Annotated in this window: 13 protein-coding genes; 9 read left to right on the plus strand and 4 right to left on the minus strand. The window is 33.2% G+C overall.

Annotated features, from left to right (window positions below):
- Positions 1 to 3: 3 nt before the first annotated feature.
- The gene (locus C7Y47_RS13940; RefSeq protein ID WP_142509324.1) at positions 4 to 276 is read right to left on the minus strand and encodes a ParB N-terminal domain-containing protein; all 273 of its coding nucleotides are present in this window, start codon (positions 274 to 276) and stop codon (positions 4 to 6) included.
- 12 nt (positions 277 to 288) lie between these two features.
- Positions 289 to 930, minus strand: a complete 642-nt coding sequence (locus C7Y47_RS13945; protein WP_142509325.1) for a hypothetical protein — start codon at positions 928 to 930, stop codon at positions 289 to 291.
- A gap of 1,061 nt (positions 931 to 1,991) precedes the next feature.
- Here C7Y47_RS13945 and C7Y47_RS26260 point away from each other — a divergent pair.
- Positions 1,992 to 2,087: a DUF7695 domain-containing protein gene (locus tag C7Y47_RS26260; RefSeq protein WP_436970109.1), complete on the plus strand. Its 96-nt coding sequence runs from the start codon at positions 1,992 to 1,994 to the stop codon at positions 2,085 to 2,087.
- 796 nt (positions 2,088 to 2,883) lie between these two features.
- Here the strand turns inward: C7Y47_RS26260 and C7Y47_RS13955 are convergent.
- On the minus strand, positions 2,884 to 3,228 hold the full coding sequence (locus C7Y47_RS13955) for a helix-turn-helix domain-containing protein (RefSeq protein ID WP_066037121.1): 345 nt from the start codon (positions 3,226 to 3,228) through the stop codon (positions 2,884 to 2,886).
- Positions 3,229 to 3,381: 153 nt separating this feature from the next.
- On the opposite strand from C7Y47_RS13955, the gene C7Y47_RS13960 reads away from it, so the two are divergent.
- From C7Y47_RS13960 to C7Y47_RS13970, 3 genes are all read left to right on the plus strand, one after another.
- Positions 3,382 to 3,642, plus strand: coding sequence for a hypothetical protein (locus C7Y47_RS13960; protein ID WP_142509326.1), 261 nt, complete (start codon positions 3,382 to 3,384; stop codon positions 3,640 to 3,642).
- Position 3,643: 1 nt separating this feature from the next.
- The gene (locus C7Y47_RS13965; protein ID WP_142509327.1) at positions 3,644 to 3,943 is read left to right on the plus strand and encodes a hypothetical protein; all 300 of its coding nucleotides are present in this window, start codon (positions 3,644 to 3,646) and stop codon (positions 3,941 to 3,943) included.
- Positions 3,944 to 4,202: 259 nt separating this feature from the next.
- Entirely contained in the window at positions 4,203 to 6,182 is a 1,980-nt protein-coding gene (locus tag C7Y47_RS13970; protein WP_142509328.1) for a DEAD/DEAH box helicase, read from the plus strand.
- 162 nt (positions 6,183 to 6,344) lie between these two features.
- Here C7Y47_RS13970 and C7Y47_RS13975 read toward each other — a convergent pair whose 3' ends face one another.
- Positions 6,345 to 8,282 carry an RNA-directed DNA polymerase gene (locus C7Y47_RS13975; protein ID WP_142509329.1) on the minus strand — a complete coding sequence of 646 codons (1,938 nt, stop codon included), beginning with the start codon at positions 8,280 to 8,282 and terminating at the stop codon, positions 6,345 to 6,347.
- A gap of 315 nt (positions 8,283 to 8,597) precedes the next feature.
- Here C7Y47_RS13975 and C7Y47_RS13980 point away from each other — a divergent pair, with 315 nt between their 5' ends.
- The 5 genes from C7Y47_RS13980 to C7Y47_RS14000 all read left to right on the plus strand — a co-directional run bounded on the left by C7Y47_RS13980 (position 8,598) and on the right by C7Y47_RS14000 (position 16,829).
- On the plus strand, positions 8,598 to 9,752 hold the full coding sequence (locus C7Y47_RS13980; RefSeq protein WP_142509330.1) for an RNA-directed DNA polymerase: 1,155 nt from the start codon (positions 8,598 to 8,600) through the stop codon (positions 9,750 to 9,752).
- Positions 9,753 to 10,437: 685 nt separating this feature from the next.
- Entirely contained in the window at positions 10,438 to 11,619 is a 1,182-nt protein-coding gene (locus C7Y47_RS13985; protein WP_185903492.1) for a DUF2399 domain-containing protein, read from the plus strand.
- Positions 11,610 to 13,013 (plus strand): hypothetical protein, encoded by a 1,404-nt coding sequence (locus C7Y47_RS13990; protein ID WP_255505183.1) that lies wholly within the window; start codon positions 11,610 to 11,612, stop codon positions 13,011 to 13,013. Before C7Y47_RS13985 ends, C7Y47_RS13990 begins: the two co-directional genes overlap by 10 nt.
- Positions 12,964 to 13,635, plus strand: a complete 672-nt coding sequence (locus C7Y47_RS13995; protein WP_142509333.1) for a hypothetical protein — start codon at positions 12,964 to 12,966, stop codon at positions 13,633 to 13,635. Before C7Y47_RS13990 ends, C7Y47_RS13995 begins: the two co-directional genes overlap by 50 nt.
- Positions 13,632 to 16,829: an AAA family ATPase gene (locus C7Y47_RS14000; protein WP_142509334.1), complete on the plus strand. Its 3,198-nt coding sequence runs from the start codon at positions 13,632 to 13,634 to the stop codon at positions 16,827 to 16,829. Before C7Y47_RS13995 ends, C7Y47_RS14000 begins: the two co-directional genes overlap by 4 nt.
- Positions 16,830 to 16,848 lie beyond the last annotated feature (19 nt).

Raw genomic sequence — 16,848 nt, forward strand, 5'->3', positions numbered from 1 at the left:
AAATTAGTTTTTGTTTTTTGATGCTTTTCTTTTTCTTTCACGATCTTTCTGTTTATTAATATTCATCTCAGGAGACTGACTCGCTTGCCATCTTCTGTGACCACTGAGTATGCAATAAAAAGGACCAGATTTATAAGCAAAGATAGCTTCTTCAAACCCTTTAGTCTTAAGAATTTGTTTCATTTCTTTTGATTTGAAATTAGGGTCCTTTTTAGGGTTTTTGGGATCAAGAATGACTCTATTTATATCAGCACGAATGAGTTTTTTAGTTAGCATAGTTATAGACTCCTATATGTTCAAAATTAGTTTTTGTTTTTCTGATGCTTTTCTTTTTCTTTCACGATCTTTTTGTTTTTTATATTCATCTCGGCAGTGAGGATGGAGAATGGTTCTATGATTGCTTAAATTACTTTTTTGTTTTGGTGTAACATTAAAAATAGGCTCTTTACAGAAGCTGCAAATGTAATATTCTTTTTTCATGTGGATGTATTTAGCGGTAATAAAAAAGAGATATTCTCGTACGGTATTAAATTTAAAAGTAAGTATAGGTGAAGCATCTGTAGGTGTTGGTACAATTTGTAGTTCAGGATTAACAACAGAAATCTCTGAGTTAATCAAGCTATAAATTCGGTTTATAGCATTTCCAGATGTACTTTTCTTTTTTAAGTCATTTAATAACATTTTAATTTCATTAGTTAGATTATTTAGGAATCCAGCGTTATTAAAAGACACAAAAATAAAGTTTTCAACTGTAAGTTTATCTGTGATACTTTTCAGATCTTCTTGAGGAAGTAGTTTATAAAGCAAAGGAAAAAAATCTTCCATACTTATATACTCGCCTTTAAAAGGTAACTTATGAGCTAGATGAGTAATGGACTTTATGTCTTTAAAATCCGTTGACAATAATATTAAGAAGATGTCATCATTCATTATATAGACCTCTTTTTCTAAAGTAATTAATAATAATGAAATGATAATAGTTATTAAGTCCTTATTCAAGAAGGAAACGGGGTGGAATCGGTAAAATGGTTCTAAACAACTGTATGAATACCTTTTCTAGGGGATGCGTAGTACTTTGAATCTAATTTATTCCGGTTCTTGAATTTAAAAAGAGATCGTTCTATTGTAAACATTGAGTTATAGATAAGTTGGAGGAGTTGTTTGGTAGTTTAGTCATTCGGTAATCCGGAGTGTAGAGATTAGTAGCTACTTTTCTTTTTTTCAGTGCTGCTAGGACCGTTGTATTCTGCAGAACCACTATTAGCCAAACATGCCATTAATCCGTACTATACTTCGTTTTTATCAAAATAGCATCAACAAGAAATGTTGCAAGATGTGTTAGTGGATGAACAGTCACTTTATACGAGATTTGGAATAAAAGTTGATAGCATTTGCTAAAAAGGTGGTTTATATTATTGTGTTGAGTTTGCAAAAGTTGATAATGCACAATACGGAAAGCTTACATTCATAGGGAAAATCAGTTACAGAGGAATTTCATTGTCTATTTCGAGATTCAACGGATTGTTAAAACACTCTTTAGTTAAAGAAGAGTGTGAAAATAAATAAAATAATAAATGCCTAAATTGTAAGTGCCTTTGAGAAAAAAAGAATACCTTTAATTCTTAGGTATTTAAGTCACTAAAAGACGCTGATTAAAGCTATAAATATTACAAAATAGTCCCCAAAAATGTGATGTGACTTATATATTTTTTTGATCATTATAGGGGTTTTCCAGAGATATTTGTCTGCTCGGAAGCCATGTAATTGCACGTATGAAACGTAGACGTATCAAGGCCTTATATAGGTTTGTGGTTATGAAGTCGTTCATACACTTAAGGGGGTATACTTAGCTATACCCCCTTAAGTGTATGAAACGATGGTTGAATAGATTAAAGAAATTAGAAATTTATAAAAAAAATTATAATATGGAGGCTTAATTAAAGAAAAAAATCATTTGCGATAAAGTACGTTGCAAAAAATGTAATGACATAATTGAATCTAAGCATAATTATGATTTTAGATACTATAAATGTGGCTCGATTATTGTGGATGGAGGCAAAGAGTATCAGAAGTTTGGATGGGCATGAAGAAGGAACAACTGTAGATGATTACATAGATTTGAGTTATTCAATTTATGATGAGAATGGATAATTAATTTTTGACACTATTAAAAATCGCTATAGCCTTAGTTATTTGAGAAACCGCTTCATTTTAAATACTAAATGATATCGAATAGATACTATTGAAAGTACTTATTTGCCAATATGATAACTAATAATAGTAACTATGTATAATAACCATTATTGGTGACTATTCAGAATCCCTTCTGTAAAGGGGAGTTGACCAGTTTAGTCAAGTAGCAATATGTTTAATATTATCAATTAAAACTATTGGTTACTATAAAAAAATCCAGTAATGGTAACTACTATTGGTAACTATTCAGAATCTCTCCTAAAGGTAAACATTTGGTTTTAGTTCTAGTAAATAAAGATTTCTTGTTAGAGAAACAGAATTATTGAAAGATTTTATAGCTTATAGCAGGAGCAGTAGTGAGTGAAATAGTAAAACTGGCAGTTGTTATAATAAGGTGTAAAATAAAATAGACAAAATTCAACAACATTAAAAAAATAATGAAGTTGGATTAACAGGAAGAGATGTCAGAACGACTATTTCTATTCAAAAAGAATAGTCTTTAGTGATTGAGAAATTCAGCAAGTAAATCCCCTAACAAGGGAAGCAAAAAAGACATTGGATCAGTATGAAATTTTTTCTAAGCTTCATTAATTTTTTAGTAGTAAATTTAGTGTTTTGAAACTAAAAACACTTTCAGGTATTATCTTTAAAAAGTAAAAATCGCCACTTAGATTCTAAGTAGCGATTTTTTCATTTAACATATGGTTGTAATAAAACATACAGCCCCTTTTTTTGATCATCTGATAACTGTTGGATGATATCAATTAATTTGTCGTCGATTGTTTTAACTTCTACAGGAGAGACATTTAATTTTAAGTCCATTTGCTTTTCGACCATAGCAAAAAATTCAGTAAGTGTAAGTTCAAATACTTCACATACATTTGATAGTTGTGCAAAGTTTATATCAGTGACACCGCTTTCTAGTCTCGAGATTGAGGCCTGAGATAGTGCGACCTTATCGCCTAATTCTTGCATACTCATATTGTTTTGTTTTCGTAAACTTCTTATTGTACGTCCGATTGAGACAGCATTCATCGTCCTATCAACTCCAGTTAATTAGTCAATTTAAGCGTACAATTATTCCGTTTTACAATCAATATTTAATGTTTTATACTATTATTGAGAATTCTAAAAAACTGCATAAAAGGAGATGGCTATTATCGATAATTTTAATGCAGCAATGCAACAATGCAACAATTTTTGAATCAACGCGTTGATGGAGTATTGTATGAAATCAGTTCAAACGTAAAAAAAGAAGGTTTATCGCAGAGTATCGATAAATTTCTAAATCAATCTAATTTATCCTTGAATAAAGAGGCAAAGGATGAATTTACAGAAAAAATTCATGATTTAGTGTTTGAGTATCAGCATAATATTCTGCAGCAAATTTATCTAGTTGGCTTTCTGGATGGATTAAAACTTGATTCTAAAATGAAAGAGGTCTTATAAAATGCATAAATGGTACAAAGGTCAAATTACAATTCAGTTAGGTACAATTGTTGAGGCGCAAGAAGATAGCACGAAAGAACGTAACTCTGCACACGATGCTATTAATCTCGATTTTTTAACTGAATTAAAAGAGTTAGTGAAGGCTAAGGGCTACTCTTCAAATTTCGTTGGCTTTGATTTGCAACTCGCTGGCGATGCTACTTCGACTGACATTGAAGGGTTAGAAGAAACTGTTCGTCAAGCGAAAGCAAAGGAAGTTGTAATTCGAGGAAAAGCTACTGTTACTAAAATCTATTTTTAATAATTGGACGTTAAGCAGTCATTTTATTGATTGTTTAACGTTTTATTAATATGAATTTACTCAAGGCAAAAAACCCCCAACTCTAATAAAGTGACAGTGTGAGTCACTTCATGAGCTGGGGTTTTTCATTGCTATTTATTAATCTAAGATTATATAAAACGTTTGTTCGTTATTGTAAAGCGGAAAGTTGGGAATTTTAAAACATTATAATATCTAAAGGTATAAATATGGTATTATAGAATTAATAAGGAGGTATATTATGGTAATTTTTAATTCTACTTACGCAAACATTATAGAAAATAGTAAACTATATCAAGCTCAAATTGATGCATATCAGGCCGTTCAAAATTATTACGAACAATTTCCGGAATTTGAAAAAAGAGAAGTGTTAGTTGTTATGCCTACTGGATCTGGTAAAACTGGTTTAATGTCTATTCTACCTTTTGCAAATTGTAAAGGAAAAGTACTATTAATTACTCCAGGAAAAGTTGTTAGAAGAACGGTTTTTGATGAATTTGATACAGTGTTTAATCCTCAAAATTCATTTTTGTATAAACATAACGTTGTTTTAAAGTCAGATCGACTTCCGAAAGCTTTACTATATCAAGGTTTTAAAAAGGGTAGTGAACAGGAAAGAAGTATTGCTATTCGAAAGCTAAAAGAAGCAGATATTGTTATTACTAATATCCATCGAATAAACAGCAGTAGTGATGAAGTTAACTTAATGAATTTAGTTGATGAGAATTTTTTCGATATGATTATCATTGATGAAGCACATCATGTTGCAGCGCCTATGTGGCAAGAGGCATTGGCATATTTTAAAGCATCAAAAGTAATTAAGTTGACTGCTACCCCGTTTAGAGCAGATAAACAAGAGATTACAAACAATCCATTGGATCCAATTTATGAATATACATTAGGTGAAGCTATTAAAGATGGATTATTAAAAGATGTAATAAAAGAAGTTGAAATCCCAGGAGAATTAGAATTTGTCCATAATGAAACTGGTCAAAAATTGACGTTAGAAGAAGCGAAGCAGAAATTAAATAATGACTGGATAAACAAATCCGTAGCATTGTCAGAAGTTTGTTCTAAACAAATCATTCAACAAACAAAGCAAGTATTAATAGATAAAAGAAAAAGCTACCCTAACCATCGCGTGTTAGCTATTACTTGTAATGACGAACATGCCCAATCAATTTGCCAATGGTTTAAAGACGCAGGTTTAACTGCGACTTATGTAAGTACTAACTCTAATAATGAAAGAGAGAACGATATTCGTTTAACAGATTTTGCACAAGGTAAATATGACGTGATGGTTAGTATTCAAATGCTAGGAGAGGGTTATAATAATTCGGATATTTCCATTATTTCTATTTTTAGACCATTTAAATCATTGACGCCATATGCTCAAGCAATAGGGAGGGGCTTAAGAAAAATTTATAATGCTAATTCTGAATTAGATAACTTTTGTAATGTCATTTATCACAAGGAACTTGGGCTTGAAAAGCTGTGGGAGTATTACAAACAGCAAAAGTCCTTTTCAGAGGTCATTAAGTCACAGCGAGAAAACCTTAGTATTCAAATTAATATGTTAGAAGAACTGGGGTTCGTAGAGGCAAGACCTTCTTCTAAAAAGGTAAATGTAGATATCGACGAAGACATTTTAATAGTTGTGCCACAACAATTAGGTAGTGTTTCTAAATATTCTTCTAAAGGAATTGGAGAAGAAGACTCGTTTTCGACTGATGGATTTGAACGATATTTAGCAGCTAAAAGAGGAGCTAATGATGCTGTGCTTGAAAATCTAAAGTCTGAAACAGAACGAATCAATAAGTTACAACAAGAAGGGCTAATTTCCGAGGAAGAAGCACAAACACTTATTCATAATAAAGAAGCACAAGCTAATGAAAATATACAAGGTAATTATTCGGAAGGTGAAGACTATCTAAAGGCCCAAGGGTTAAGAAAAGAGTATATTACATGGCTAAATCTTAAAATTGAAGATTTCTTTATTCAGAGTAAACTAGACAAAAAGGGGAATGAGTTGCCTTTTCGTTATGGCTTTAAATTAGACAATGAGATTGATAATATTGGTTGGTTAACGAAAAATATTCATCAGGCGATTTATCAAGTATTGAGGAAGCGGATAGGTGAATATGGTACAAAAGATTATGGAGTTGCTAAAAATATTGTTGTTGAAAAATTGAACTATTATTTAGAAAATCGAAATGAGTAAAGAATTTTATATAATCTTAATTTTATAGACATAATCTAATAGATTTTTTAGAAACCAAAATAATATATGAAATTTAAGCAGCATATCAATCATCAGATATGCTGCTTAATATTGAATTTTTAAAGTGTTGATATGAATAATAATTATTGGGGGAGATAGACTCTAACTATAAATAGGGAATTGGCTTCTCGGAATATTTATACTCTTCTTAGCAGCTTCTCTTAAAAAACTAGTAATATCTTTATTCCAGTCATAATAAGATGAACTAGTAATTTTGGTGAAAATATCTTTGTAAACATTTTGGAGCTGTATATTACCTTTAATAGTGAGAGTTAATTGGTTTATTTCACGATTAAGTTGTTTTTTTAACTTATTCCTGTCACTTGGTCTAAAACCAGGATAGTAAGAAAAATCATTAATAATATAAAAATACCCAGCTTCTAAAATAGAAGAATCTGCCCCTTTACCTATGTATTCATTTTTAAATGTTATAATTATTTTTCTTAATTTTTTTATAACCGTTAAATATTGAGTATTGATACCTGTCAGATTGTCATTTAGAATATAATACCCAACTGAACAAAGAACAAAATAATTTTTTGTATTTGCCTCAAGGATTTTAATCAAGAAAGTACTTGGTATTTTTTTATCTAAAAATTTGATAAATATAATTAAATCATACATAGTATGGATTTTATCAAAATTATTCTTAAGCAGTGTAAAACAATATTGATAAATTTTTTCATTGATGAAATTAAAAAAATCTTCGTGATTTTCTTTGTCTTTTTTTAAAGTTTGAATTATCTTTGTGTAAATTGCTATCAGATAATCAGTAGAATATGAATTTATACCTAGTGAATATAACTGTGAAATGATTTCTACTATATTTGTTAAACTAAATAAATTAATTTCATAATTAATTGGAATACTATTTCTAACTTTTTTTAAGAAATATTTAATGGTTTTTTCTTTAGAATGAGGATATTTTGTTATTATTAGCTCAATATTATTAAATAAATCCTTCCAAATATTATCTAACCATGTTTTTGATTTTAATCCTGCATTTTCAAATCTAAGTAAATTGAAATTGAAAAGAGAAAAAGCATTTTTTAACTCTATTATAGAATGATCCAACATGTCGAAAGGTTTTTCTTGAATATTTTTTTTGGATTCATTAAGTTTTAAATTAAAATTATCCAACTCTAATTTCATGACATTTTCTATTTTAGTTGCAATTTCTTTATTTTCCGCAAATAAAAAATAATCATCTATATACCTATATAAAACATAATCTTTGTTAAAAAAATAATTCAATTCATGTAAATTATTATAAAGCGTGGAGTCAATTCTAGTTAAAAGAAGTTCTGATACTATTCTTGAAAATTCCGGACCTACAACAATGCCATTAGTTTCATTAAAATTTATTCTCTGACAAATAATATCGGTCGCATTTGCAAATAGATCCTTTTCATTTCTTAATTTCTTGGCAAGTGATTTATCTCCTAAAATAGCCCAAGCTATAGAATGTGTGTATATACTTGGAAAGAAATTTTGTAAATCCAATTTTATGAAATAATTAAATTTATATTTTACTCTATTGAATTTAGGAGAAGTGTATAGGTTTTGAATATTTTTAAATGATTTGTATGAAAAATATGAGTTGAAATATTTTTCGTCTTCTTCAGATGTTACTGAATTTTCTTTGCTAAAACTAAATTCTTCGTCTAAACGTTTCCATGTTTTGTGAATATCTTTAGGTTTGAAAACAGGTTGATTTCTAATTATAGGAGATCTAACGCTAAATCTAGATTCATTTGAAAAAGCTACAATTAGTTGTTCATACCGTAAAATATAACTAAACATTTGAAGTTGTGCAATAGGATGCAGTAATGATAATTTTCGGTTATTATATTCATCTTTCGGAACGTAAAAGTGGTAAGGAACAGTGATAAAAGAAAATAAACTCTGGTATTTTTCATCGGTAAGATATAGGTCTGAAAAATATTTTTTTGTAAAGTTAGAATATAAGTTTTTGTTATTAAATAGGATAGGTATTTCTGCTGGTAAAGTGTCAGTTTTGAAAAAAAGTTGTTCTCTCATAAATTCTCCACAATTGGTTGATTTTTACTCATATTATACTATATCATATTAAAGTGATTATCTAGATGCATATTACAATACATAAGCTTTTTATGATATATGATATATGCCCCAAGGGTCACTGCACATTATACTTGATAGTCAAGGCTATCCTAATTCATTTAGTCAGACGGAAACGCATAAAGGCTTTATTGAATACACACGCGATGAGAACTTCGAGGTTCTCAAAGGTAGAAGTTGTACCTTTTGCCCAAATAGTGATTCTCATTTGATTTCTTTTTGGGCAAAGTATAAGTGCATAGAAAGGGTAATTCGATGACAGGGATTAAAGATTCAAAAACAATTAAGTCCGGCAATAGAAATTATTATGTTCCAAACCGAGCTCAAACAGTAATTTATAACGGGTTAAAAATAGAAATGCAAAAGAAATTTAGTCTAAGTATAAAGAGTAGGGATGAAATCATAAAGTCCTTAATAAGTTATCTGACTCAAGGTGACTATTTAAATTATTCTATTCAAAAGTTAAATCTATCTATTATAAGGACTGATATTAAGAAATTTTTCCCTTCAGTTAATAAACATATACTTTATCAAAAATTGAACAACTCAAATATACTTAGTAATAATTCAATAAATATACTTAAGGAATTCATGTTTACAAACAAGATTGAGGGGATTCCTTTGGGATTGCAATTTTCTAATCATCTAGCTGAATTTTATTTAGAAGATTTCGATAAGGATATTAAATTAATGTTTCAACCAGTTATGTATTATAGATATGTAGATGATATTGTAATTATAAATTATGACGATACTAAAGATAAAAAGGAAAGAGCAAAATTTGAAAATGAAAACAAGGAGTTACTCAGTACAATATTTTCTAAATATGGATTACAAGTTAACCAAGCGAAGACTAAAATATCTTATTTAAATCATAATAATTTAAAAACAGATTTAGATTATGATTATTTGGGGTATAAGTTTTTTACTAAAGACGGAAAACTCTGTATTAGTATGTCAGATGATAAATATCGAAAGATACTAAATAAAGTTAAGAGAGAATTTTATAAATTCAAGAAAAATAAGGGTTCTAAAAAAGCTTTCTGGATTCTTTACTATAAGTTAATAAACACTCTGTATGGAATAACGTCTTTTAATAACGAAGGGAAAAAGTTTAAATTTGGAATAGGTTATAATTATAGATATATTAACGATACATATGTGTTAGATAAATTGATTAAAGAAGTAAAAAAATTAATTTTTTCATGTAAATTAGATTCTCATAAGACGAGTACATTACTTAATATTATAAACTATGATCATAGTTCTTTAGAAATTCTTCGGAAGAGGTTTAATTACCTTAAGTTAACTTCCAATCAAAAGAAACTTATCAAAAAAAGATTAAATGCTAATAATATTTCATTGGGTCAAGATTTTTCAAAAAAACTGTTTTATCTAATTTATAATTGATATATTCAAAATTTCCTAATTCCAAATGAAACATAATATGAGTGTTAAACTTCATTTTTTAAACAGATTAGATTGTCTCCGTAAGCATTTTTAGCAAACCTTATTAATTCCTTTGTAAGAGCAATTTCAGATGGTCAGAAAAGCCTTGTAAACGTTGATATTACAAGGTTTTCTGATTTGATAGGTAGAACACCCGCCGTCTCCATACATTAGAAACAAAATAGTTTCAAAAAGTGCCAAGTTTCTTGAGATATCAAGGGCTTGGCACTTTTTTTGTTGCCTAAATGAATTTAGTATCATTCAATCTCGAAATTATAGGGCTGTTAAAATTTCATGAGGCTCGCACAAGCCCCCCTCTATCGGTCCGAGAGTAAGATATAAAGAAAGTATTGATCCTCACCATTATAATATAATTTAACTGTGGGAAAATCCTCAAGACCTTTAATCATTCCTGCAATGCTTCTGCCTATATTTAAGTAATGTCCCTCAAAAAGATGTACCAGTAAGAAATGGCTACGTACGAAAAGATCCACCAGTTGGTATACTTTTTACGCATGTACCGCCAATCAATTTACTCGATAGCCATCGCAGGTACGGTTGTGTGACTCGTTTTCTTTCCCCACAACAAACAAAACATATGGTACGCTACTATCAACCTGGGCACAAAGTAGAGGAGGTTTTCAAGATGCATGAGGCATTTATCCAAGCGTATTTTTTGAAAAAAGATGAAACGATTGAAAGGGTAGAACAACAAGAGCAACTATTTGTTGCGACTATTGTCAAAAAGACGGCGCGTACATTTCGTAAAATCGCTTATTTAAAGTTCACGATGAATACAGAATTCACTTCATCTCTTCCTAAAAAAATAGCATCCTATAAATTTACACCAAATGCAAAACGAACGTTACATGAAACGAATGACACGATTCAGCAGTGGCTACAACAGGGCTGGATTGTGCGCGAAATTCGCTATCACACAGACGGAATTAGCGTTAAGGATGATTATTACCGCATAGGCCCGGCTTACATAGAAGCTCAACAAAAATCCGAGCAACAACAGCTCGCAAAACAGCAGCAACAGATGCAGGCGTTAAAACAAAAAGCCGAGAAACTAGCGTTACCGGAGTTATTCCAACAGGCGATCGAATGGAATATGCTACCTGAACAGTGGACGATGAAAAAGCGCATGAAATACATTGAGTTTTGTTTAGCGTTTTATGCGTTATCCTTGCAAAAAGAGCTATTTGATTTTAAGGAAATCGGCGCGGCCTTACACGATACGATTGGGGGTTCAAAGGTATTTGACCAAGAGCGCGAGGTTTTTTTAGCGCAGCTAGAGCACAGTGGTATTGACCCGATGCTTTACGGGCTAGTGAGCATCGGGAAAATTGTGCCAATTTATTTTACTGGTGATGTGCAAAATAACGTTGCAACGTATGCGATTGGCGCGGTGCATGCGACGACGGATAATGCGGTCTTAACATCACCTTTTACAACGACAAATACAACATTATGGCTTGTTGAAAACCGCGCTATTTTAACGCGTTTAGCTGTAGAGACGGAATTTTTACGGCAAACGAATTCTTGCATCGTTTGTTTAGACGGACAAATTCGTTCTGCACATAAACAATTTATTGAGCAATTACTGCAATCAGCTATTAAACAAACGATTATTTGGACAGATACCGATAGCGCGGGCATCACGATTGCTAAGTATGCCGCCGAATTAGTTAAGGGAACTGTAAAAATTGTTGGGCGGGATTATGAATTGTATCATTCAATTGAAAGTTTTACAGCCCAGGTGCAAGAGGCGCATGAACAGGAGCAGCAGTTAGGAGGGGTTAAACAGTGGATAAAATGGATGTAAAAGCACCGATATCGATTTTTACAAGCGATTATCAAACCGCAGAATTTATGAAATCAATGCGGGATTTAGCATCGTTAGCAGGTGTGTTAAAAGAATTAAGTACCGAAAAAATGTACGATTCCCCAATCGAAATTATTCGTTTTTTAAATGTCATTCAGTTAATTAACGAAGCATCTCTCGGCATTAAAGATCCCATCGATAACGAGGAAATACTATACTATCGATATCAGTCTACATATTCACTAGACAAAGAACCGCCAACATTAGCGCAAATTACAAGAATGCTCACGATTTTAGAGCGCAATAATTGGATCATAAAACAGAGTCGTCAAATTAAAATGCGTGACCGTGGGAAAAATTTAATGGATGGGTTGATTCGCATGGGTAACGATGCGCTTGCCTATTATTTGCAAGATGATATTGGACGCTCGCTATTTCAAGCAAGACGAGATGCTGAAATAAGCGCTGCCTACGACGATCAAGGGATTTCCGGAGGCAATAAAATCGCATCGATGATTTACAACGTTGAAGAGGCGATTAAGCAATTAGAGGAACGCCAGCTTGAACTTCTTGCTGATCGCAATGCCTTACCGCAGCTGGAAAAGATTAATCAACTAATGCTTGAGCTTGAAACAAAATTAAATGAACGTTTACAACAGTTTGGTACCGTCGAAGAAAGTACGAAAATGAGTGATTTAATGCGTCGCGGAACGGCTGCCATTTCAAAAGGGACCTCTCTTAGCTTGAGCTTACTGACAAAATATATTCGCTTTGTCAATATGCAGCTCACACCTACTGCTGACACCATTTCACCAGAAAAGGTGCGCCAGTTTATTTTGGCGATGCATTCACCTGAAGCTAATACGAATATCCCAACAGCTCATGATATTTTAAGTTTTATGGAACAAAATCAATATGAACAAGAAGCGATGGATGGCCTGTGGGTCCCTGTAAAATTTGCCGCACCGATTAGTCCGCAAGATATTACAGATGCTGTATATTATTTACAAACGTATGAACCGAAGCTAGAAAAGCCAATGTCTCATCAACTTGAGCATGAATATGAAGAGACCGAAATGGATGTTCGTCCTATAAAAGAAGCATTGCAGGATGCTTCATGGAAAATGACACAATCTTTGATTGATACCGAACGAATTGAAAATTATTTAACCGAGCATGGTGAAACGGAAATGGAAGAGCTCATTGTGGAATCGAGTTCCAACAAATGGCATGATGCGATTCTTTCATTATTAGCTGTATCGGCACTAACGAGTAACAATAAGGTAGAACAACAGCCTATCGAGCAAGCGAAGGACTATGAAAAACAATGGGAGTGGATAGACGATGATGACAAACGATTTACCGTTCGACAATACCCTTATGATGATGAATAGCTTAAAGGGCTATTTGACGACCGAAGAGGAATTAGCATTTATGCAGTTATTATTTTCTTCATCTGCATCGATTAAAGGGGCAAATTACGGCTTAGCAAAGAAGGATTTAGTAAAGATGCTAGGCATTAATAATGGAGACGATGAAGCTTTTCATTCATTTATCAATCGTTTAAATGCTGCGTTAAGTCGCTATTTCCGTGTCATTTACGATGCACGTCGAGACCGCGTCATTGTCATGATGCATGTAACCGCAAAACATGCGAAATCAACATTAAGCAGTGAAGCGCTCGCAATTATGCTGTATTTGTTTTATCACCAAGAAGTACTCGGGCATGAATTTACGCTCTTGCATCAAATCCTGGTTGATTTTGGACATGAGTCATTGAACGCCAATCGCAAATTGAAAAATAATATTGACCAACTGAAAAAAATTGGCGCGGTTACAGACTACGAATCCGTTTCTGAAGAGGCATTTATGTTAACAGCCATAGGAGTACATATGTTTTCGGAGTCATTTTTACGACGAACAACGGAATTTGCCCAGGAAACACAGCTTAGTAAAGAAGAAGTAATGAAGTTTTTTAATCGTTATAACTTACATATTGAGGAGGAAAACGAATGATTCCGTATCAATTAAAAATTCAAGGCGTTCGTGACTACTCACCTCGCAGCATTTATTTTGGGGAACCAGACGAGCATATTTTAATTACTGGTCCAAATGGTGTAGGAAAATCGACATTAACATTTTGCCTTGGTGCCGTGCTACATTCATCAAAGGTAGAACTAGAGGGACTTCGTTCAACAAATTTAAAAGTAAATGACCATTGGTATGCACGTATTACACTCGTATTTTTAAATGATGGCCGGACGAAAATTGATGGTCCAAAATTCATTGCCTTTCAGCTAACGGTCAATCAAGATACGAAAAATAGCCCGATTCAGCGCGAGTACGAGGTGTTAAATGGGCCAGACGAAGCGAACTTAACATCTCATGCCCGCTATACATCTGGTGGAATAGCGGGACGTACATTCAAGGCGTATCGTGAAGATTTGCGCGTGCGCTATAAAATTGAACCAGATGTTTTTTATTTAATTTGGTATCAGCAAGAAGTCAATCAATTTGCGGCGATGTACCCGGAAGAGCGTTTTCGCAAATTTAGTGACATGTTCGAGATTTCTGATATGCAAAAGGAATGGGAAGCTTCATTAGAAAAAATTAAAGAAGTTCGTATGGAAATTGAATATTTAAAGGGTATTCAAAAAGGTGCAGAGCTAAGCGTGAATGCGGCTCAAACCGAGCTCAATAAATATTTAGATAACAAAAAACGTATTTTCACATCTGGTCAGAAATATTATACGTTGCTCCATCAAATGATCGCGTATTATAGTACTTCGATTGAAAAGACGTCCGAGCAAAAAGCTAATGATCAAGTGGAAAAGGAAAAACTAGTCATTTCGAGACAACAATTAAAGCATAACATTAGTGAACTAGAGCAACAAAGATCTCAATTGTCACAGGATGTTGGGGCATTGTCACAGCAATTAACCCAAATAGCCGGTCAGCTACAACAACAGCAAAATGAAGATACACAACAACAAAAATCGCAGGAGCAGTTAGAACAGCAGCTTGAAGCTATCGATGAAAAGAGAAAGCATTTACGCTTTGATGCCGAAACGGCACAACGTAAGCTAGAAGAAACAAAAAATCAATTAGCGATGATTACAAATCAATTAAGTGAGCTCAGTAATCAACAAATGCAACTGCGCAAGCAAGAACGCGAGCTCAATCAAGAAAAAAGCTTTTTACAAATGACTACATCGCACCTAAAAGATGAAATCACAAAGGCAGAAAAGCACAAGGCAATCTATGTAAGCAGTGTGCAGATCGAGCAAAAAATTAATACCTTAGCACTACAAAATGAACGGGAATTTGAACAGATACAGCGTCTTAAGATAGAACTAAAAATGATGGAACAAAACGTTAAACAGTATGAGCAAAAAAAGGTAGTATCAAAACGCCAGCAGCAAGGATTATTGCATTTAAAGCAGCAACAACTAGAAGCGTACCCGTTACGTGAGTTAATAGAGCTCATGCCATCTGCTCCATTGCAGTTAGAAAAGCAACTTGAGGGGATTAAATATACCATTTTTTATGTTGGGAAAAACTATAAGCCAGTCAATGATTTATATTACGTATCACTTCAGCAACTTGTGCCGACAGAAAGTATCTCGAAGCTACCGGAGTACGGCTTACAAATTCGTAGTGATTTAACTGAACAGCAGAGGAATTATGCCAATAAAGCGCTTTGGTGGGTGAAGCAATTTTTCTTAGAGAGTCCGAAAATCGAGCAAGGCTTGTTATATGATACGCGCGGTATTCGTGGTGCACAGGAAGCGGCGCAATATATTTTAAGTGATGTGGCGATTGAAAGGCTATTGCAGGAAGTACAACAGACATATTCAAAAACAAAGAACGAGCAGCAACAATTAGAACAACAATACGCAGAAAACCTTAGACAGTTGAAACAGCTACAAGGCCATCTTCATACGATGCAATTAGCCGAAAGTACACTATTAAAGCAAACGGATTATGCATCTTATATTCAGCAGCTTGAACTAGTCGAACAAAAATTGTCAGCACTTTATGATGAGCAAACGGCAATTGAAATACAACAAGACAAGCTAAAAAGCGAGCAAAGTGAAGGAAAGTATAGTCTGGGTTTTTATGAGCAACAATGGAAAATTCATGAGGAGCTCGGCGCTTTTGCAGAGCAGCAAATGCAACTACAACAGATTGAGCAGGCAAGAAAATACTTGCAACAAAAAATTCGAGCGCTTACAACGGAGCAAGAGATAAAAGAACATGAAATTATTAAACAAAAACGAAAGCAATTACGACTTGGTGAACAGCAACAACAATTCGAAAGCAATTTGAAAATAGTCGAAAGTCAAATAACAGGTTATGAGTTAACGATTAAAAAGGCAAAGGACAAGCTAGAATTAGATGAAACGATGAAAAGTCGCTGTGAGCTTGATATGATTGAACTTGAACAGGTGCTACCGCAAGAAGCACAGCAACTAGATGAACAACTAGCAACGAACTTGTCACTGACGATGCTACAGGCTGAAAGCGAACAAGCAAAAGCTGAGCTACGCAATGCCCGCTTAGAAAAAATTAACGAAAATGCCCAGCAAAATTACGATCAACAAAAGGCTGATTTCGATAAGAAAAATGCTGATTTAGCGAAATCAGAGCAACTCCTTGAAAGCAATACGGTTCGTGCAAATGAGTGGGAAGACCGCTTAGAAACCACGATTTCGATGCACTTAATTAAAATCAATACGCTTTTCCAAAAATATATGGATTTGTTCCAGTTTGAAGGGCAAGTGGAAAAGGAACGCATTGAAGAAAAATCAGGTCGTGTCAATTTCCGACTGTATATTAAAGCGCGTAAAATTGGGCATCAAGGTGCACTTGAAGATGTGAGTATGAAGGCTCGTAGTGGAAAGGTGGGGCTAGGTGTATCGGGTGGGGAGGAATCACTAAGTTCACTTCTTTTCGCGCTCGCACTACTGCAAAACTTAGCTACTTCACCAGGCTATATCGTGCTCGATGAGTTTGATAGCGCATTAGATGATGAGCGAAAAAATAAGGTGTTTAATCTTTATGCCGAGGAACTGCAACGTAAGCTGATTATAGTGTCGCCAAAGGGACATGATGAAACGTATTACAACTGCTTCTCGAAAGTATTCATTGTTGAGCATGATGCAACGATTCCGAAAAGTACGATTCGAGGGATACAGAATAAGAAGTGAATGTAATTGTTTTTGATTT

Source organism: Lysinibacillus sphaericus (assembly GCF_006864135.1).
Classification (GTDB): domain Bacteria; phylum Bacillota; class Bacilli; order Bacillales_A; family Planococcaceae; genus Lysinibacillus.